The organism is uncultured Algibacter sp., from assembly GCF_905480415.1.
In the GTDB taxonomy this organism is placed as follows: Bacteria; Bacteroidota; Bacteroidia; order Flavobacteriales; family Flavobacteriaceae; genus Algibacter_B.
Genome location: NZ_CAJQQI010000146.1, coordinates 1 through 20,005, shown reverse-complemented (window position 1 = coordinate 20,005; position 20,005 = coordinate 1). Strand labels below are relative to the sequence as shown.

Sequence of the window (20,005 nt, the reverse complement as noted above, 5' to 3'; positions counted from 1 at the left end):
GTTTGTGGTTTTTTAACGTTATATTTTATTATTCTATGATAAATGTCATATTTTGGCATTGAATTAGGCCTTTTTTAGGCGTTTTATTTATAATCAATCTAAATAAAAAACATGAATCAAGAATTTAAAGCTAATAAAAGTGTCGCTAGAAGTGCTTTTGACGAAACAAAAGTTGATGAAGGTGTTTTAGTATTGACTTATAAAAATGAAACGAACGAAATGCAATCTCTTGATAAAGAAATAGATAGTAATTTCATTCAATTTCATTTTTGTGTTAAAGGCTCTAGTCAATTTGTTTTTAATGAAGGGAGATATCGATTAAATATTCTTGAGGAAAACTCACTATTACTTTATAATCCGCAGCGCGATCTTCCAATAAATTTAGAAGTAAATCCACATTCTTGGATGGTTTCCGTACTTATATCTATTAAAAATTTTCACGGTTTATTTTCGCAAGAAGCAGATTATATTACTTTTTTGAGTGAAGATAATAGGGATAAAAAATATTATAAAGATGGCATTATATCACCTTCTATGGCTATCGTGCTGAATCAATTAATAAATTATAATCTTAATCAATCTATAAAGTCTTTATATTTTAAAGGCAAGGCTTATGAGTTGTTGAGTTTATATTTTAATAGAAGTGAAGATGCTAATATTGAGCAATGTCCGTTTTTAGTAGATGAAACTAACGTCATTAAAATTAAAAATGCCAAAGATATCATGATTTCTCGTATGGCCGAGCCACCAAGCTTACAAGAATTAGCTGATGAAATTGGATTGAGCCTTAAAAAATTAAAAGAAGGCTTTAAACAAATTTATGGCGATTCGGTTTTCAGCTTTTTGTTTGACTATAAAATGGAAGTTGCACGAAAATTATTAGAAGCTGGCAACGATAATGTAAACGAAGTAGGGCATAAAGTAGGTTACAGTACATCTAGTCACTTTATAGCAGCTTTTAAAAAGAAATACGGCACAACACCTAAAAAATATGTGATGTCTTTGAATTAGATTTGAAGATGTTTCTATAAAACTTAATAACATGAAATATTTAACCCCAGAAATAGCAGCTCTATCAAAAAACATGAATGCAAAATCTTTGGTCCGATCTAATACGTCTTGTGGTATTTTTCAAGATTGTTATTATAATGAGGAAAGACCTAAGTTATATCATCAGCAAAAATTCGAAGAGAAAGTATCTACTAAGTAATAATCGGTTGGAATTATTTGTTGCTAAATATTATGATTGCAATTTGTGTTGTATTTTTGCAATATGAAAAAAGGAATTTTATTAGTAAACCTTGGTTCTCCAGATAGCCCAGAACCAAAAGATGTAAAAAAGTATTTAGGCGAATTTTTGATGGATGAACGCGTGATAGATGTACCACTTTGGGCTAGAAATCTCTTGGTAAAAGGCATTATTTTAAATACACGACCTAAAGCATCTGCAGCAGCCTATAAGAAAATATGGTGGGATGAAGGGTCACCTCTTATTGTGTTGTCTGAAAGACTTCAAAACAAAATTCAAGAACAAGTAGAAGAACCTGTGGCTTTGGCTATGCGTTACGGGCGTATGACTATGAAAAAAGGACTCCAAGAATTGGTTGATAAAGGAGTTGAAGAGGTATTGCTATTTCCTTTATATCCTCAGTTTGCTATGGCTACAACCGAGACTATTACTGTGTTAGCTGAAGAACTTCGTGAGCAACATTTCCCAAATTTAAAAATAGAATCTGTATCAGCTTTTTATAATAAACCAGATTATATAGAAGTGCTTTCAAACTCTATAAAAAATCATTTAAAAGAGAATGATTACGAGCATTTATTATTTTCATACCATGGTGTTCCAGAGCGCCATATCAGAAAAAGCGATGTTACAAAGTCCCATTGTAAAATAGATGGCAGCTGTTGTGAAACACCAAGTAAAGCGCATGAATTTTGCTATAGACATCAATGTAAAGAAGTCACACGATTAGTTGCAGAAAAACTTCAATTAAAAGAAGGTACTTATTCAACATCCTTTCAATCCCGTTTAGGTTTCGATCCATGGTTACAACCTTACACAGATAGAACTATAGAGCGTTTAGGGAAACAAGGCGTTAAAAATATGGCTATCGTAACCCCAGCATTTGTTAGTGATTGTTTAGAAACTCTAGAAGAAATAGCTATGGAAGGTGAAGAAATATTTCATGAAGTAGGCGGGAAAGCGTTTTCAGTAGTACCATGTTTAAATGATGATGCAGATTTTGTAGACCTATTATCTAAGTGGATTAATAATTGGGTACAAACACCAGAGTTAGTAAGTTAGAATGGAATATTACAACTATATAAAAGCTTTTCATCTCATTTTTGTAATCACATGGTTTGCGGGCTTATTTTATATACCTCGTCTTTTTGTATATCAAATAGAAGCGTTTCATAAGCCATCACCAGATAAAGAAATTCTTGGTAAACAACTTAAACTTATGGCAAAACGGTTATGGTTCATTATCACATGGCCATCAGCTGTACTGGCAACCCTTTTCGCTGTTTGGTTACTCATTTTACAACCTTATTGGCTACAACTACCATGGATGCATGTAAAACTCGCTTTTGTACTTTTACTGTTCATTTATCACTTAAAAACACATCAATATTACAAGCAATTGCAAAACGATCTCGTAAAAAAAACATCAAGTTTTATGCGTATCTGGAACGAGGGCGCAACATTCATACTGTTCGCAGTTGTTTTTCTAGTTATTTTAAAAAGCGCCATCAATTGGGTTTGGGGAATCATCGGTATTATCGCCCTGGGAGTCCTCATCATGTTAGGCTTTAAAGTTTACAAGAATATTCGAAACAAAAACCCCGATGCTTAAATTATTTGGGCGTTACCCTTTTGGGTCGGGCTATCCAATATAATCTTTCTTGTGCTGAGCTCGTCTAGGTATCTTATCAAGGGTGTTCTATATTTTTAAAATGGGTTTCAAATCAAACGTATAGTGAAGCACAAAAAGAATTTCCTTTTCTATCCCTAACGCGCACATCCGCTAACTTCTTGTTTTTTAAATAAGGCTTAGGCTGTTTGGTTTGATTATTGCTATATTTATTGAATCATAATTTGCAGACAAAACATCTAATTTAAAAGTTAAATCAAGAAGATATTTTTTATTTTAGGATGTTAGGTCTAACAGATAGAAAGTAATGAGAATTTACAGATGAAATTAAAAAAACTCGCTTTACGTACCCGTATATTTCTAGCTATGATATTGCTAGTGTTATTGGCATCTGCACTTATTTCGGCGGTAGCCATATATCAATATAAAGAGCAAAGTTCAGATTATCATAAGGGTCGATTAGAGCGTAAAGAGGGTAGTATCCAAACGCATCTAAAACGTGTTTTAAATGGCAGGCAAAACACATGGGAAATTAAAACAGAAAACATCCCTTATATTTTTAAAGATGAAATTTATAATGTCGCAGACATTCATAAACTTCAAATTAATTTATACGATTTAGAAGGCGGGCTCTTAATTTCATCAAAAGCAGGTCTGCAAGAGAATAATGCCGATAAATGCATTGATGCAGATATCATGAATGCTTTAAGCAATAATATAGAATTTAATAATGCCTCAGAAATTGCACAACATAGGCATGTAGATATTCACAAAGAGAATGGTGAAACCTTTCAATCGTCTTATACTTACATAACTGATAATAAGTCAAAGCCCTTAGCGATATTAAATATTCCATATTTGGAAAAAGACGATTTTCTTACTAAAGAGTTACAAGGGTTCTTACAGCGTATTGGTTTTGCCTTTATGTTGGTATTATTAACGGCTATTGCTATAGCCTTCTTACTATCAAAATATATTACAAAATCTTTAAAAACTATTAGCGACAAAATCAATACAACAAGGCTTGAAAAGCGAAACGAAAGAATCGATGTTGATGATACTAGTGAGGAAATTTCCGCCTTAGTAAACTCTTACAATAGCATGATTGATGAGCTTGAAGAAAGTGCAGTCCAATTAGCAAGAAGTGAGCGTGAACAGGCATGGAGAGAAATGGCAAAACAGGTAGCTCACGAAATTAAAAATCCGTTAACACCTATGCGTTTAACGGTCCAAAATTTTCAGCGTAAGTTTAACCCTGAAGATGAAAACATCCATTCTAAGGTTGATGAATATAGTAAAACGTTAATCCAGCAAATTGATACGATGAGTTCCATTGCATCAGCATTTTCAAATTTCGCCAAAATGCCAGCGCAACAAAATGAAACCTTAAATGTTGTTAAAATTGTAAAGCTAGCTTTAGATATTTTTAATGAGGATTATATTTTTTTCACTGCCGATTCAGAAGAAATCATAGCAAAATTTGATAGAACGCAACTTATTAGAGTGGTAACCAATTTGGTTAAAAATGCGACTCAAGCAATCGCTGATGACCAAACACCAAAAATTGTAATTAATGTTAGGCAAAGTAATGACGATGTTATTATTTCAGTTGCAGATAATGGTTCAGGTGTAGCAGAAGAAAATAGGCATAAAGTGTTTGAACCAAAATTTACAACAAAAACCAGTGGTATGGGGCTTGGTTTGGCTATGGTTAAAAATATAGTGGAAACCTATAAAGGAAACATTTCGTTTGTTTCAGAAAAAGATAAAGGCACAATATTTAAAGTAACATTTCCAAAAGAATAACATATTCCTTCGCAGGCAGGAATCTTATTAATTGACACCAGAATTATGAAATACAACAATTTACGTATAGAAGAAGAGAATGGCATAACAACCATAACTATTAACCGTCCAAAAAAATTAAACGCTTTAAATAGAGAGACTATAGAAGAATTGCACGACGCATTTGATACTGCTAATAAAGATGAAGACACCAAAGTTATTATAGTTAATGGTAGTGGAGAGAAAGCCTTTGTAGCAGGTGCAGATATTAGTGAATTTGCAGATTTTGATGTGAGTGAAGGTAAAAAATTGGCTGCCCAAGGACAAGAATTGTTATTTGATTTTGTTGAAAATCTATCAACACCAGTTATAGCGGCAGTAAATGGTTTTGCACTTGGTGGCGGATTAGAATTAGCCATGTCTTGCCATTTTAGGGTGGCTAGCGATAATGCGAAAATGGGCTTACCAGAGGTGTCTTTAGGTGTTATCCCAGGATACGGTGGCACACAACGATTACCACAATTAATTGGTAAAGGACGCGCTATGGAAATGATAATGACAGCTGGAATGATTGATGCAAATCAAGCATTAACATACGGATTAGTTAATCATGTAACAACTCAAGACCAATTATTGCCACTTTGCGAAAAAATAGCAACTAAAATTTCTCGAAATTCTTCTGTAGCTATTGGGGCAGCTATAAGCGCAATAAATGCCAATTTTAAAGATGGTGTAAACGGGTTTGATATTGAAAAACAGGAATTTGGAAACTGTTTTGGTACTGAAGATTTTGAGGAAGGCACTACCGCTTTTTTAGCAAAACGTAAAGCTGATTTTCCAGGGAGGTAAAATAGCACAACAAATAAATAATTCTATAAAACTAGCTAGAAAAAGGTGTTTTAAGGATCAATAAATACCTAAGCTTAATTATAATTTACATAGACTTGGTAAAAATATTAAGTTAAAATTGTCCTAAAAAAAAAGTGAGCCTCGACGGCTCACTTTTAATAACTAAATTTAAATTAGGTATTAAGAAATTAATTAACGTATTTGATAAACTCCCTGCCTTCTCCATGGAATACAAGTTTATAAGAACCAAATTTTAAGCCATCTAGTTTAAAGATTCTTTCGATAACTTTAGTGTTTTCGATGGTTTCAGTAAACATGAGTTCAGACCCGTTCGATCCTGTGAAGTAAATTTCAATTTTTAAAGGTTGTTCATTAAAGGAAAGTTTTGAAACATATACCATATCGTCTTTAACTCTTATCAAAGGCTTAAAAATTGTTTTTTCCTTTTCTTTTTCGAAAAGAACAATATTAGACTTTATAGTAAAAGGTATCGTGTTTATTTCTAAATCCTTGTCAAGTTCAAAAATATACGCACCATCTGGAAGTGATGTTAAATTAAATTCTTTATTATAATTTCCATTTATTTCAATGATTTCTCTATATAAAATTATACCGTTATTATCTATTATAGATAATTGGTTTCCTTCTTTAACACTTTTTAAAGTAAGGGCTGTCTTTTTTGCGTCATTTTTAATATTAAAAAATGAATTTTCATTTGCGAAACTTAATAAGGTAGTAAACAATGTTACCATTACAATTCCTTTTTTTGAGTACTTAATTGCGTTTTTCATGATTTGGTTTTTTTAACGTTCAACACGGCAAATATATAGTCGTATTATGGCTTATAAAACATTGATTTTGATGGGTTTATATGGTATTTTATCTATTGTATTTACATCAAATTAATGTTGTATTAAAATAGAATATTTGCCTGTTAATTGAGTATATTTTTTTGAACTATAAAATCTTTATAAGAAAAAATTAGCCAAAAAAAAGTGAGCCACCACAGCCCACTTTTACAAACTAAACTAAACTAAATAAGACATTAAACTAATTAATGAATACTGTTACTCTGTGTTAAGAGTTGTTTTTTTTAAATTTTTTAGAATCTTGTTTTTTCGCTCCTACCCATATTAGTGTATACAGTTTGGTTTGGGTGTGTAATATAGACGTCATATAAATTATAGTATTTCCAATATGCTTTAAAAAAGCCTGATACAGAAAAATTAATTCTTTTCGTTTTATACGGTGTCTTACTACCTTTTAATACTAGACTAGTAAAAATGGTATGGTATATAAAATATGTTTTACTACTTTTTTCAGTTAAATACATAATAAATTAGTTTAAAAATTATTACACAACAAAATTAAGAACAAACATCAGCTATAAAAACACTGATTTTGACTAATTTATGTGCTAAATTATCTGTTAACTTATTGTTAACTTAATTTAAAGTTAATATATCATATATTTAGGATAATTAAATATACAATCTATGCATAATAAATAGTAAATTTGTTGTAAATAAATCCTTTCATGGTTAACAAGAAACCTACTTTAGAAAAACTTTCCCCGAGTTTTGGAAGTTCTATGCTAGTAAAGCAGCATTTAGAAAAGGCAGATAAGTATTATGCTTACTGGCATTTTCATCCAGAACTTGAACTTGTTTATGTAAACAAAGGACAGGGTAAAACACATATTGGAAATCACTTATCTTATTTTAACAACAGTCAACTTATATTAATAGGATCTAACTTGCCACATAATGGTTTTGCAGATAGGCTTACCGCCAATGGATCTGAAACCACAGTGCAGTTTAAATCTAATTTTTTAGGAAATGATTTTATTAAAATTCCTGAAATGGCGGATATTAAGGCCTTATTTGAAAGAGCCAAGAAGGGTATTCGCTTTCATGTGGAAACCAAAGCATATATAGGGCCTAAAATTGATAAACTTTTAGAGAGTGTCGGATTAGATCGTACCCTAAAGTTCTTGGAAATTCTCAATTACTTATCAAAAACAGAAGATTATTCACTTTTGAACGCTGATGGTTTTGCATTTGAAGCGGAAGCTCAAGACAGCGCTAAGATTGGAGCCATATTTAAACATGTGAACAAAAATTTTCAACAACATATTACATTAGATCAAATAGCCGATGAGGTAAGTATGACGGTACCTGCTTTTTGTAGATATTTTAAAAAAGCTACAGGAAAAACGTTTACTCAAGTAGTAAATGAATACCGAGTGGTCCATGCAACAAAACTATTATCTGAAGAGAGTAAAATGAGTATTGCAGATGTTTGTTTTGAATGTGGATTTAATAATTTCTCGCATTTTAATAAAGTTTTTAATGAAATAACAGGTAAGAGTGCTTCAAATTACAGAAAAGAAATTAAGTTAATTATTCAATAAAGAGTGAAGGTTATGACTGATAAAATTAATGAAACTTTAAAATATTATTCTTATAAGAAGAACGGCATAATGAATTTTATTAACGGTAAAGACGATTTAACCGTTGAAGAAATTATTGAAAATGCAGAAGAACTTTCGATTTTGGAATATAAAATTACAGCATTACAAGTTGCTCTAGAAAATTAATACGACGAGCCTTGTGCAGTAAGACTATTACTTTTCTCCCTTCCATTCACTATCAAACTGGTCTAAGAAACCCAACATGTAGGCATGTCGCTTATTAGCGATTTGTTTCCCTGTTTTAGTATTCATTCTATCTTTTAAAAGCAGAAGTTTCTCGTAAAAATGATTGATTGTTGGTGCGGTCGAAGTTTTGTATTGTTCTTTAGTCATGCCAAGATTGGGCTTAATATCAGGATCATAAAGCGTTCTGTTTTTAAAACCTCCATAATTAAAGCACCGGGCTATGCCAATAGCGCCAACGGCATCGAGCCTATCAGCGTCCTGAACAACATCTAACTCAGGAGATTTGAATTTTTGAGCCTCATTACCACCTTTAAAAGATATGTTTTCTATAATATTCACGACATGTTCTATTGTTTTTGAATCGACATTCAGTTCAAATAGAAATTCTCGTGCTATTTTTGGACCTATAGTTTCATCGCCATTATGAAATTTGCTATCTGCTATATCATGAAGTAATGACCCTAAAGACACAACTAACTCATCAACAGGTTCCGTTTTACTAATTAAAAGGCTGTTTCTGTAAACACGTTTTATATGAAACCAATCGTGTCCACCTTCAGCATCAGCTAAAGTCTTTTTTACAAAACGTATCGTTTTATTGATTATTTCTTCTGAAATCATGACTTTTAAATTTCTTTTAGAATATAAGTGCACTTTGATTTATCGCCAGAACTCCACTACCAACTTTCATAAATTTTTATTTTCCGTTGGAATCAATTTCTGGTTTAGACCTGCAAAATTCCAGTCACTAATTCGCAGTTTTTATTGATTTCATGGTAGCTCATATTAATAGCACCATCATCAGCAACTAAACCACTTAAATGCCTTTCAATACTATTTCCACCGTAGTAAGTTGATTTTAAAAAACCCCCTTTTTGTTGATAAACAAAAATAGTATCAGAATATGGTTTACTATTTCCTGAACATGAAATAGGTCTAAACAAGGTATGATTTACTTGATAATTGCCGGCTCAACCCATTTAAATTGAAATGAATTTTCAGGAATCTTCATGCGCTCAGATATACGATACATTCTAGCTGGAAGTTTCATTAAATAATCTCTAGCTTTTTCAGCTTCGTCTGAAAGATTAGTAATTTTATCAATTTCCCAACGTTCAATTAACTTTTGAAGAATATCTACATAATCCGTAGCGGTATAAACGCCTATGCGCTGTGCTGTATTTGAAAACTCTTCGAAAGCGGAACTTATTTTACCACCAGATTCTCTTAAAAAGTGAGCAGGCATAGTAATTTTTTGTTTCATCATATAATGAAAAGCCATCATCATTTGGCTAGGATCTACTGTAAAAATACGCTCTACAAACTCAGAATACGCATGATGGTGGCGCATTTCATCACCAGAAATGATTTTACACATTTTTGACAAACGCTTATTGCCTTTGTCTTTTGCAAGTTTTGCTACACGGTTATGCGAAATATACGTAGCTAATTCTTGAAAACTAGTGTACACAAAGTTTTTGTAAGGGTCTCGGTCCGTTCCAATATCAAAACCATCAGCAATTAGGTGATGCGTAGTTTTTTCAATTTCTTTCATGTTTACTCTACCAGAAAGATATAGGTATTTATTAAGTACATCGCCATGTCTGTTTTCTTCAGCAGTCCATTGACGCACCCATTTTCCCCAACCATTTTCACCATTTACTTGGTCTATACCTTCAACATCCATTAACCAAGATTCGTAAGTTGGTAATGCTTCTTCAGTAATCATATCACCAACTAAAACTACCCAAAAATCATAAGGTAAATCTTTAGCTAATTCTCTAATTTCTCTAACTTCCTCAAAAAAGGCATCGTCCGTAGTTTCAGAATTTGGTAAAAAGTCTGTAGGTTGCCAAATACTGTCTACAGGGATTAAATATTTCTCCATTAATGCATCAACGTCTTTTTCCAAAAACTGCATGACTTCTAATCTCTTATTTTTTAAAGACATTTATAACTTTTTTAATGTTCAATATGATTTTTTATAGTCGATTCAATACGGTTAATAAGCTCTTGCTTATCGACAAAGGTAGCTAATTCTAAAGGCTTATGGACGGTAAACTTAAGATGATTACCTATGCCCATTGGAAATTTTCCATAGCGTAACATTTTCCATGAGTTGTTAATGGTTATAGGAACCACTAATGCGGAAGGCACTTTTTTAAATAGAATATCTAATCCTTTAGTTTGAAAAGACTTTGGTGTACCATCTTTACTTCTTGTGCCTTCAGGAAAAATAACAGCCGCACGTTTTGTGCTTTCAATATACTCTCCAAATTTCATTAATGCGGGTATGGATTGTCTAGGGTTTTTTCTATCAATTAAAGCGGCACCTCCATGACGTAAATTATATGACACACTAGGTATGCCTTTGCCTAATTCAATTTTACTAATAAATTTTGGATGGTATTTTCGCATATACCAGGTAAGTGGATATATATCATGTAAACTTTGATGATTTGCAATAATAATTAAAGGGCGATTAGTATCTATAATATAAGGATTATTGAATGAAAATCGCGTGCCTAAAATATGAGCGCATCGCATTAAGCAAAGTTGTAAAAAATCTACACTTTTTTTATGAGCTTGATAACCAAAAAAGTTAAAACATAGCCATTGTATAGGATGAATCAAAATCAGTGCTAACCCAAAAAACACATAATAAATAACTGATAATGGATAGGACAAGAGTTTTAACATGCCCCAAAAATAAATAAACTATGTTTTAGTACACAGCAACACAAGCGTTATTTTCACAATTCATGCTCACAGGTGGATTGTTAACCGCACAATCAGAGGTAATACCCCATCCAGTATTATAAATAGCTTCTTCTCGGTTATATCTCTCAACCCTGTTTTCAAGTTCTTCGGTATCAATAGAAGTGGAATAAACCAAATAACCCCAATGGCCACCACAAGGCTTACTGCCAAAAGCAATAAATTTACATTCAAAAGCATCACCACAAAAAGAAGTGTTAGCTAAATTTTCAATTTCAGTTTTTAAAGCAGCTAACTCCTGTTGTTCAGTTTCTTGGGTGAAGGGCGGAATATCGTCCTCACATTGTGTAGAAAATAACAATAAAAAAAGAAGTACTAAAATGAATTTGGATATTAATTTCTTCATTTTTTACAATTTATTTATGAGGTGAAATAATTCTAAAATGGTTGCGTATAAAAATAAAAAACCACGAATTAATCGTGGTTTAGTATAATTTGTTTTGTCATTGCGAGGAAGAAATAACGCTGAAACCTTTTCACTTGAAACAGATTCTCCCGCTTTTCTAAGAATCACGAAGGTTTTCTAACAATTCTCGTTATAAGCATCAACAAGGTTTTCTGCAATTAATTCTGCAGGTCTTCCTTCAATGTGATGACGCTCTAACATATGAACCAGTTCGCCATCTTTAAATAAAGCCATACTTGGTGAACTTGGAGGGAACGGAACCATATGTCCACGAGCTGCATCAACAGCTTCTCTATCTACACCTGCAAAAACCGTTACAATATGGTCTGGTTTTTTAGTGTTTTGCAAACTCATTCTAGCGCCTGGGCGAGCATTAGCTGCCGCACAACCACAAACCGAATTTACTACAACAAGTGTTGTACCTTCTTTCGCTATAGCCGCATCAACCGCCTCTGCAGTGTGCAATTCTTCAAAACCAACCTTGGTTAAATCCTCACGCATTGGTTTTACTAATTCTGGTGGATACATATTTTTTAAATTTAAATTATTAACATTTTCGAGTTGCAAAGATACCAATTGTGTAACAAAATAGTGAATCAATCAACTAACAAATATTATATTTGACGATAAACAAAATTTATACTTACATGAGTTTTTCAAAATGGATAGGAGCCTCTATAGGCTGGTCGTTTGGAGGTCCAATTGGGGCAATAATTGGATTGGCCTTAGGAAGCGTTATAGATGCTATGGCAGATGGAAAAGAGAACCCATTTATAGGGCAAGGGCAAACAACCAGAGGAAGAGGGTCTACCTACAGAACACAACCTAGGCAACGCCCGCAAACAGAATCTGGTGATTTCGAAGTGAGTTTATTAGTGTTAGCTTCGGTGGTTATTAAAGCGGATGGTGTTCAAGACCAACGCGAGTTAGATTTTGTACGTCAGCAGTTTTCAAACATATATGGTAAAGAGCGTGCAAATCACGCTTTTAAATTGTTTAAAAATATAAGTAAACAAAATATTTCAGTAAGGCCAGTGTGTTTGCAAATACGGCAAATGATGGATCATCCATCACGTTTACAACTCATGCATTTTTTATTTGGTATCGCCAAGGCAGATGGAACTGTTACTGAGGATGAAGAACGTCAAATCTATACCATATCAGGTTATTTAGGAATTAGTTCTAGAGATTATGAAAGTATTAAAGCTATGTTTTATAATAGTAGCGAAAATGCTTATAAGGTTTTAGAAATAACTAAAAGTGCTACGGTGAGCGAGATTAAAAAGGCTTACAGAAAAATGGCTAAAAAGTACCATCCAGATAAAGTAATTCATTTAGGCAAAGAACACCAAGAAGGCGCTGAAGAAAAGTTTAGACAAGTACAAGCTGCTTATGAGCAGATTCAGAAAGAGCGCAGGTTTTAATGCGTTGATTTATAATTTCCATCAATATAATTAATAGTTTCCTGTTGCATCAAAACGGGAATCTAAATAAAAAACCAGCTAAACAAAATTGAATAGCTGGTTTAAAATGGCTTGATTAAATAACAATTATTTACTCATATAAGTTTTATTGTTATTGCCTTTTTCAAAAATCATAACTAGTTTCTCATCTGCGTTATAATATAATGCTGCTAATTTCCAGCCTTCACTTTTTGAAGCTTCCATTAGACATTTACGCACGTCTGGGTTATTTAAATTCAAGTTTGAATTTATTGTATCGTCAGCTTTTACATCAATAGCAAACAAAAGCATCATTGCAACGAATAGTAATTGTAATTTTTTCATCATATTTATGGTGTTAAGGATTATTAAAATTTGCATTCAAAATTAGGTCATATTTTTATAATTTTTAAAAATATCAGTTGATTACCCCTTATAGTCGTTTAACAAACGATTTAGACTACAGAATCTTATTATAAGGTAAAAACCCTTATGCAAATTGAAGTGTTTTAAAGCCTTTGTTTGATCTGAATTTATTTAGTTAAACAGAATTGAAGATTGCGAACTGCTAACTACTAACTGAATTGTTCTGCCTAAAATCAAAGCCTGATTATCTTTTTCATGTCCCGCAGGCATATTGAAGGCAATAGGAAAATCATAATCTGACAAAGCATCTAAAATAAGTTGCTCTACTGACGTTCCCCAAAGTGTCGTATTTGTTCTAAGTTTAGTCATATCGCCAACAATAAGACCTTTGCAATTATCAAAATAACCTGCACGTTTTAGACTTTGTAGCATGCGATCAATATGATATTTGTATTCACCAATCTCTTCAATAAACAGGATTTTTCCTGATGTATCAATGCTTGTTTTAGATCCTAACAAGGTATGTATCATAGTGAGGTTGCCACCAACCAATTGCCCTGAAGTAGTTCCAGTTTTATTATAATTTGAACCTTCTAAAATGTAGCTTAAAGGGGTGCCAAAAAGTGTATTTTTGAAGGTTGAAATACTAGCTTGAATTTCAGATTCATCTTCTGGTAAACTAACACACATAATGGCATGCAAACTCTCTACACCTTCATTATGTATTTGATTATGAAGTGCTGTAATATCAGAATACCCAATAAGCCATTTTGGATTTTGTTTAAATATTGAATAGTCTAGCTTATCTAAAATCCGAACTGTTCCGTAACCACCACGCGCACACCAAATGGCACTAATTTTTGGGTTGTCTAAAGCCTCTTGCAAATCTTCACAACGCTCATCATCAGTTCCTGCAAAATGATCTGCTTTACTAAACACATGTTTTCCAAGAACAGAATTTAGCCCCCAACTGTTTAAAAGCGCTTGAGCTTGTTGAACTTCGTCTGTTCTATTTTTTAAAATCCCTGATGGTGCGACAATAGCAACTGTATCGCCCGTTTTTAAGTATGGTGGTTGTTTCAAAGTATTGTGTTGTTTTTCATTAGCTATATTTTGTGATGTTGATTTTTTTATTCCAAAGAAAAAAATAACAGAAAACAAGATTAAAATTAGTAGGGTTTTCGACATAATGTAAATGTACATTTTTTTTCTAAATAGCCCTCAAATTGTGTACTTTTACGGCTTCAAAAAGAACCGTCATTTCGAGCGAAGCGCAACAATTTGTTGAATTAGAACTCCTGTTTGAGAGATTATTACAGTCGTATCGCCTTCGGAATGACATTGAAATTTAATTTTTTAAGATTAATGAACAAGCCTAAAAGATATACAATTACTACTGCACTTCCTTATACAAACGGGCCAATTCACATTGGGCATTTAGCAGGTGTTTATGTACCAGCAGATATTTATGCGCGCTATTTACGTTTAACAGGGAATGATGTAGCATTTATTGGTGGAAGTGACGAACATGGTGTCCCAATTACTATAAAGGCAAAGAAGGAAGGTGTATCGCCTCAAGATGTCGTTGATAAATATCATGCAATTATTAAGAAATCGTTTGAAGATTTTGGAATAACGTTCGATAATTATTCACGTACATCGGCACCTATTCATCATGAAACGGCTTCAGAGTTTTTTAAAACTTTAGATAAAAAAGGTGAATTCATAGAAGAAACTACAGAACAGTTGTATGATGCTGAAGCAAATCAATTTTTAGCAGATCGTTTTGTTGTTGGTACTTGCCCTAAATGTGGGAACGAAGAAAGTTATGGCGATCAATGTGAAAGTTGTGGAACGAGCCATAATGCTACAGATTTGATTAATCCAAAATCTGCAATTACAGGAAATGTACCGACTTTAAAACAAACGAAACACTGGTTTTTACCTTTAGACAAACATGAAGCGTTTTTAAAAGAATGGATTTTAGAAGGTCATAAAAAAGATTGGAAACCTAATGTATACGGACAATGTAAATCTTGGATTGATGATGGATTGCGGCCACGTGCGGTAACCAGAGATTTAGATTGGGGAATTCCTGTACCAGCAGAAGGCGGAGAAGGGAAAGTGTTGTATGTTTGGTTTGATGCGCCTATTGGTTACATTTCTTCAACCAAAGAATGGGCAGACCGTGTTGGAAAAGACTGGGAACCGTATTGGAAAGACAAAGACACAAAACTAGTTCACTTTATAGGAAAAGATAATATTGTATTTCACTGTATTATTTTTCCAGCTATGTTAAAAGCAGAAGGCAGTTATATTCTGCCAGAAAATGTACCAGCAAATGAGTTTTTAAATTTAGAAGGTAATAAGTTATCAACCTCCAAAAACTGGGCAGTTTGGTTACCGGATTATTTAGAGGAATTTCCTGGTCAGCAGGACGTGTTACGTTATTCATTAAATGCAAATGCGCCGGAAACAAAGGATACCGATTTTACTTGGAAAGATTTCCAAGCTAGAAATAATAATGAGTTAGTAGCTATTTTCGGGAACTTTATAAACCGAGTAGTTGTGCTTACCAACAAATATTATGATGGTGTTGTACCAACTCCTGGTGATTTTACACAAGTTGATGCCGAAACTTTAGCTAAAATTAAAGCGTATCCAGATGTCATTGCAAGTTCAATAGAACGTTACCGTTTTAGAGAGGCGGGACAAGAATTGATGAATTTAGCACGTTTAGGAAATAAATATTTAGCAGACGAAGAGCCGTGGAAAGTCATTAAAGTTGATGAAGCCAGAACACAAACTATTATGTACGTGTCGCTGCAAATAGCGTCGGCATTAGCAACTTTGTGTGAACCATTTTTACCGTTTACTTCTGAAAAACTTAAAAATATTCTTGGATTACGTCATAATGAGGAGAGAAGCGACGTGGTTATCTCTTCAAATGAACAGATTGCCACGACTCAAAAAAATGAGTCTCACAATGACGCGATATCCTGGAATGAAGTAAGCACAAAAGAAACGTTATTGCCAGAGGGACATAAAATAGGAAAAGCAGAATTGTTATTCTCTAAAATAGAAGACGAAACCATCCAAAAACAACTTGATAAATTAGAAGCAAGTAAAAAAGCAAACGAAGCGGCAAACAAAACAGTAGAACCTCAAAAAGATACTATCACATTTGAGGATTTTACAAAGTTAGATATGCGTGTAGGCACAATTTTAGAAGCAGAAAAAATGCCAAAAACCAAAAAATTATTAAAACTTAAAGTTGATACAGGAATTGATACAAGAACCATAGTATCTGGTATTGCTGAAAGTTTTACTGCGGAAGAAGTGGTTGGGAAACGTGTAACAGTGTTAGTAAATCTGGCACCGAGGGCGTTAAGAGGTGTTGAGAGTCAAGGTATGATTTTAATGACTGAAAATGCTGACGGCAAATTGGTGTTCGTAAATCCTGATGATACTAGTGTTGTAAATGGGTTGCAGATTAGCTAAAAAATAAACGTTTTTAGTAACTTTACATAAAACAAAATATTATGTTATCAAAAATCATAGAAGCCGCATTAAATAGTCAAATACGAATAGAAGCAGAATCTTCTCAAATTTATTTAGCCATGGCATGTTGGGCAGAGATTAAAGGTTTAGAAGGGATTTCTAATTTTATGTATGCACAATCTGATGAAGAACGTGAACATATGTTGAAGTTGGTAAAGTTTGTAAATGAGCGCGGAGGTCATGCACAAATTTCCGAATTAGCAGCACCAAATGTCACATTCAAATCAATTAAAGAAATGTTCGAAAAATTGTTTGAACATGAAGTTTATGTATCTCAAAGTATTAATGAATTAGTACACATAAGCCTACAAGAAAAAGACTATGCTACTCATAACTTTTTACAGTGGTATGTAGCAGAACAAATTGAAGAAGAGGCCGTAGCGCGCACCATTCTGGATAAAATAAATATGATTGGTGATGATAAAGGTGGCTTGTATCTATTTGATAGAGATATTGAAAATCTAACAGTAACTACAGCAGCTACAAATACGCCCCTTTAACTTTAAAGTTTTAGCTTATTTAGATTTAATAAAAATAACTTATTTTTGTGTGTCGATCTGAATATCGCATGTTATTTTGGGCAAAAAGAAGAAAAAGAAAGCAATTAAAAGATTACGCAAACTAGGCATAAAACTGCATAAAAAAGCTAAAGATAGTTGCTGCAAAAAATTTAAAGAAGACAAAAATAGGCGTTGTAAAAAATGCCCTTGTTTTGATTTGATTAAAAAAGTTGCTTAATAACCCTTATTTTCTATTCACTCGAGTAGAATGCATTAATTCCAACTTCCAAACAGTATCTTTTTTTACTGCTATTATACTTTCTAACCATTGCGCTTTTCCTTCTCCATTTTCAGATTTAAATGTTGCATAATTGTGGTATGCCATCCAAATACGATTGCCTTCTCTTTCAGCTTTAAAAAAATCAAAACTATTGATGCGTTTCGCACCTTGATCTCTTTTTTTAGCACGTTCACACCAATTGAAAATGGTGTCGTTTGTCCAAACTTCGCCATGTTCTAAAAGTATAAAATCATCGGTATGATATTTTGAAAGCAATTCAGATTTGTTAGAACTCCAAATATCATCGAAAACGCGCTGAACTACTTGCTCTACTGATACAAAATCTTCAACATTATTAGTAGTTACTTCTTTTTGTTTTTCACAACTTGTTAGAATTAAAATACAAAGTACTTTTAATAGGTGTTTCATACGGTTATTATTTTACAAATTTAAGTCATACGTAAACCTTATTTTAGCATCATAATTTTTAAGGCGAATGTCGACACAACTAAAATACATACTTTCTCAGTTACAATTACCAGAGCAATCAGTAAAAAATACGATTGAATTACTTAATGAAGATTGTACCATTCCTTTTATTTCGCGTTACAGAAAAGAACGCACCGGAAATTTAGATGAGGTTCAAATTGGTGATATCGTAAAATATAAAGAACAATTTGAAGCTCTAGAAAAACGAAAAAAAGCCATTTTAAAAGCTTTAGAAGAGCAAGATGTTTTAACCTCAGAATTAAAACATAAAATTAAAGACACTCAAGATTTAATGACACTTGAAGACTTATACTTACCCTATAAAAAAAGTCGAAAAACTAAAGCAGAGAAAGCACGCCAAAACGGATTAGAACCACTTGCCAAAATTATAATGAGCCAGAAGGCTAATGATATCGAATCTATAGCATTTAAATACGTAAAAGGCTATGTATATTATGTTAAAGACGCTTTGGAGGGCGCCAGACATATTATTGCCGAATGGGTTAATGAACGTACTGATATTAGAAATAATATTCGTCATCAGCTTCAGCGTTTCGCAATGATTTCCACGAAAGTGATAAAAACAAAAGTGACCGACGAAAAAGCACAAAAGTTTAGAGATTATTTTGATTGGGAAGAAAGCTTAAGCCGAATCCCATCGCACCGTTTGTTAGCTATTTTAAGAGCCGAAAGTGAGGGCTTTATTCGTGTTAAAATTGAGATAGATAACGACAAAGCTTTAGATAAAATTGAGAGTAGAATGATGCGTTCTAATAACGCTTGTGCCGAACAAATAGAACTAGCCATTAAAGATGCATACAAACGCTTATTATTACCATCGTTAAGTAATGAAGCTTTGCATATAGCAAAAGAAAAAGCAGATGAATCTGCAATTAATGTTTTTGCAAAAAACTTAAAACAATTGTTATTAGGATCTCCATTAGGAGAAAAACACGTTTTGGCTATCGACCCTGGATTTAGAACAGGTTGTAAAGTGGTGTGCTTAGATACTCAAGGGCAATTAAAATATAACGAAACTATTTATCCACATCCACCGAAGAATGATAGTATCGGAGCTATGAAGAAAATAGCATCTTTAGTAGATGCTTATAAAATTGAAGCCATTGCTATTGGAAACGGTACCGCTTCAAGAGAAACCGAAGCTTTGATTAGAAAAGTACATTTTAAAAATGATGTAAAAGTATTTGTGGTGAGTGAGGCGGGAGCAAGTATTTATTCAGCTTCAAAAATAGCACGAGAGGAATTCCCAAATTATGATGTTACGGTTCGTGGTTCAGTTTCTATTGGGCGTCGTTTACAAGACCCGCTAGCAGAATTGGTAAAGATTGATGCAAAATCTATTGGCGTTGGTCAATACCAGCATGATGTAGACCAAACCAAACTTCAAAAGCAATTGGATGTTGTGGTAGAAAATTGTGTAAATGCTGTTGGTGTAAACATCAATACGGCAAGTAAACCGTTGCTAAGTTCTGTTTCAGGTATTGGTCCAAAACTAGCTGAAAACATTTTTAATTACAGAAACGAAAATGGCGTTTTCACATCTAGAAAAGAAATTAAAAGTGTACCACGTTTAGGAGGAAAAGCCTTCGAACAAGGCGCAGCGTTTTTGAGAATTAAGGAGGCGCAAAATCCATTGGATGATTCTGCAGTGCATCCTGAAAGTTATGGGATAGTAACAAAAATGGCTAAAGATTTGGGTAAATCAGTTCACGATTTAATTGGAAATAAAGCGTTACTTCAAAAAATAGATTTAAAAAAATATTGCACAGATTCAGTTGGTCTATTAACGCTTGAAGATATCATTAAAGAACTAGAAAAACCTGGATTGGATATTAGGGAACAGGCTAAAGTATTTACGTTTAATCAAAATATAAAAACCATTAACGATTTACGCGATGGGCAATTACTTCCAGGAATCGTTAATAACATTACAAACTTCGGATGTTTTGTAGATGTTGGTATTAAAGAAAGCGGATTAATCCATGTATCAAAT

20 protein-coding genes are annotated in these 20,005 nt (G+C 33.0%); 10 read left to right on the top strand and 10 right to left on the bottom strand.

From position 1 onward, the window contains the following. Nucleotides 1-111 precede the first annotated feature (111 nt). The 5 genes from QZ260_RS09915 (at nucleotide 112) to QZ260_RS09895 (ending at nucleotide 5,510) form a co-directional block, all read left to right on the top strand. On the top strand, nucleotides 112-1,011 hold the full coding sequence (locus QZ260_RS09915) for an AraC family transcriptional regulator (RefSeq protein WP_295985654.1): 900 nt from the start codon (nucleotides 112-114) through the stop codon (nucleotides 1,009-1,011). Nucleotides 1,012-1,273: 262 nt separating this feature from the next. Next, nucleotides 1,274-2,308 carry a ferrochelatase gene (gene hemH, locus QZ260_RS09910; protein WP_295985652.1) on the top strand — a complete coding sequence of 345 codons (1,035 nt, stop codon included), beginning with the start codon at nucleotides 1,274-1,276 and terminating at the stop codon, nucleotides 2,306-2,308. 1 nt (nucleotide 2,309) lies between these two features. Then, the gene (locus tag QZ260_RS09905) at nucleotides 2,310-2,858 is read left to right on the top strand and encodes a CopD family protein (protein ID WP_295985649.1); all 549 of its coding nucleotides are present in this window, start codon (nucleotides 2,310-2,312) and stop codon (nucleotides 2,856-2,858) included. A gap of 339 nt (nucleotides 2,859-3,197) precedes the next feature. After that, entirely contained in the window at nucleotides 3,198-4,682 is a 1,485-nt protein-coding gene (locus tag QZ260_RS09900) for an ATP-binding protein (RefSeq protein WP_295985643.1), read from the top strand. A 45-nt stretch (nucleotides 4,683-4,727) separates the two neighbouring features. Beyond that, nucleotides 4,728-5,510 (top strand): enoyl-CoA hydratase-related protein, encoded by a 783-nt coding sequence (locus QZ260_RS09895; protein ID WP_295985641.1) that lies wholly within the window; start codon nucleotides 4,728-4,730, stop codon nucleotides 5,508-5,510. A 188-nt stretch (nucleotides 5,511-5,698) separates the two neighbouring features. On the opposite strand, the gene QZ260_RS09890 is transcribed toward QZ260_RS09895, so the two are convergent. Further along, nucleotides 5,699-6,301: a hypothetical protein gene (locus QZ260_RS09890; protein WP_295985639.1), complete on the bottom strand. Its 603-nt coding sequence runs from the start codon at nucleotides 6,299-6,301 to the stop codon at nucleotides 5,699-5,701. Between the two features lie 746 nt (nucleotides 6,302-7,047). Between QZ260_RS09890 and QZ260_RS09885 the strand changes: the two genes are divergently transcribed. Beyond that, entirely contained in the window at nucleotides 7,048-7,923 is an 876-nt protein-coding gene (locus tag QZ260_RS09885) for a helix-turn-helix transcriptional regulator (RefSeq protein ID WP_295985637.1), read from the top strand. Between the two features lie 213 nt (nucleotides 7,924-8,136). Here the strand turns inward: QZ260_RS09885 and QZ260_RS09880 are convergent, their stop codons facing one another. The 6 genes from QZ260_RS09880 to QZ260_RS09855 form a co-directional block, all read right to left on the bottom strand. Further along, the gene (locus QZ260_RS09880) at nucleotides 8,137-8,790 is read right to left on the bottom strand and encodes an HD domain-containing protein (protein ID WP_295985634.1); all 654 of its coding nucleotides are present in this window, start codon (nucleotides 8,788-8,790) and stop codon (nucleotides 8,137-8,139) included. 104 nt (nucleotides 8,791-8,894) lie between these two features. Continuing rightward, nucleotides 8,895-9,113 carry a hypothetical protein gene (locus QZ260_RS09875; RefSeq protein WP_295985632.1) on the bottom strand — a complete coding sequence of 73 codons (219 nt, stop codon included), beginning with the start codon at nucleotides 9,111-9,113 and terminating at the stop codon, nucleotides 8,895-8,897. An 8-nt stretch (nucleotides 9,114-9,121) separates the two neighbouring features. Continuing rightward, nucleotides 9,122-10,120 carry an acyl-ACP desaturase gene (locus QZ260_RS09870; RefSeq protein ID WP_271559819.1) on the bottom strand — a complete coding sequence of 333 codons (999 nt, stop codon included), beginning with the start codon at nucleotides 10,118-10,120 and terminating at the stop codon, nucleotides 9,122-9,124. 11 nt (nucleotides 10,121-10,131) lie between these two features. Continuing rightward, complete coding sequence (locus QZ260_RS09865) at nucleotides 10,132-10,869, bottom strand: lysophospholipid acyltransferase family protein (RefSeq protein ID WP_295985630.1); 738 nt, start codon at nucleotides 10,867-10,869, stop codon at nucleotides 10,132-10,134. Nucleotides 10,870-10,894: 25 nt separating this feature from the next. Further along, complete coding sequence (locus QZ260_RS09860; protein WP_295985629.1) at nucleotides 10,895-11,293, bottom strand: hypothetical protein; 399 nt, start codon at nucleotides 11,291-11,293, stop codon at nucleotides 10,895-10,897. A gap of 177 nt (nucleotides 11,294-11,470) precedes the next feature. Further along, nucleotides 11,471-11,881, bottom strand: coding sequence for a BrxA/BrxB family bacilliredoxin (locus QZ260_RS09855; protein WP_295985626.1), 411 nt, complete (start codon nucleotides 11,879-11,881; stop codon nucleotides 11,471-11,473). 119 nt (nucleotides 11,882-12,000) lie between these two features. Here QZ260_RS09855 and QZ260_RS09850 point away from each other — a divergent pair, with 119 nt between their 5' ends. Beyond that, nucleotides 12,001-12,777, top strand: a complete 777-nt coding sequence (locus tag QZ260_RS09850) for a TerB family tellurite resistance protein (protein ID WP_295985625.1) — start codon at nucleotides 12,001-12,003, stop codon at nucleotides 12,775-12,777. Nucleotides 12,778-12,903: 126 nt separating this feature from the next. Here QZ260_RS09850 and QZ260_RS09845 read toward each other — a convergent pair whose 3' ends face one another. Together QZ260_RS09845 and QZ260_RS09840 are read right to left on the bottom strand one after the other, a co-directional pair. Further along, the gene (locus tag QZ260_RS09845) at nucleotides 12,904-13,143 is read right to left on the bottom strand and encodes a hypothetical protein (RefSeq protein ID WP_271559828.1); all 240 of its coding nucleotides are present in this window, start codon (nucleotides 13,141-13,143) and stop codon (nucleotides 12,904-12,906) included. 189 nt (nucleotides 13,144-13,332) lie between these two features. Continuing rightward, on the bottom strand, nucleotides 13,333-14,349 hold the full coding sequence (locus QZ260_RS09840; protein ID WP_295985622.1) for an LD-carboxypeptidase: 1,017 nt from the start codon (nucleotides 14,347-14,349) through the stop codon (nucleotides 13,333-13,335). Nucleotides 14,350-14,526: 177 nt separating this feature from the next. Between QZ260_RS09840 and metG the strand changes: the two genes are divergently transcribed. Then, nucleotides 14,527-16,662 (top strand): methionine--tRNA ligase, encoded by a 2,136-nt coding sequence (gene metG, locus QZ260_RS09835; protein WP_295985620.1) that lies wholly within the window; start codon nucleotides 14,527-14,529, stop codon nucleotides 16,660-16,662. A 41-nt stretch (nucleotides 16,663-16,703) separates the two neighbouring features. Continuing rightward, nucleotides 16,704-17,222: a ferritin gene (locus QZ260_RS09830; protein WP_295985618.1), complete on the top strand. Its 519-nt coding sequence runs from the start codon at nucleotides 16,704-16,706 to the stop codon at nucleotides 17,220-17,222. Between the two features lie 244 nt (nucleotides 17,223-17,466). On the opposite strand, the gene QZ260_RS09825 is transcribed toward QZ260_RS09830, so the two are convergent. Continuing rightward, on the bottom strand, nucleotides 17,467-17,931 hold the full coding sequence (locus QZ260_RS09825; RefSeq protein ID WP_295985616.1) for a nuclear transport factor 2 family protein: 465 nt from the start codon (nucleotides 17,929-17,931) through the stop codon (nucleotides 17,467-17,469). A 67-nt stretch (nucleotides 17,932-17,998) separates the two neighbouring features. Between QZ260_RS09825 and QZ260_RS09820 the strand changes: the two genes are divergently transcribed. After that, the coding region (locus QZ260_RS09820) for a Tex family protein (RefSeq protein WP_295985613.1) at nucleotides 17,999-20,005 on the top strand (2,007 nt) is incomplete at its 3' end.